This is a genomic window from Streptomyces apocyni, from assembly GCF_009739465.1.
GTDB lineage: Bacteria > Actinomycetota > Actinomycetes > Streptomycetales > Streptomycetaceae > Streptomyces > Streptomyces apocyni.
Genome location: NZ_WHOM01000007.1, coordinates 1 through 201, shown reverse-complemented (window position 1 = coordinate 201; position 201 = coordinate 1). Strand labels below are relative to the sequence as shown.

The following is a 201-nucleotide window of genomic DNA, read 5'->3' as shown; positions in this document are numbered from 1 at the left end:
AAGGGCAGTACTAGAAGAAGGAATCAACCAAGAGTGCCGAATAGTCAACGTTCCACCCATGAGCTAACCACCGCAGAACATTCGCCTGCGTAGTGGCTCTGGATCTCTTACGAGATCTAGATGCTCCTTAGAAAGGAGGTGATCCAGCCGCACCTTCCGGTACGGCTACCTTGTTACGACTTCGTCCCAATCGCTGGTCCC

General features: G+C 52.7%; 1 rRNA gene. It reads right to left on the bottom strand.

What is annotated here, in order from left to right:
• Positions 1–131: 131 nt before the first annotated feature.
• Positions 132–201: ribosomal RNA gene (locus GCN81_RS00020) — 16S ribosomal RNA — on the bottom strand; the annotation flags it as partial.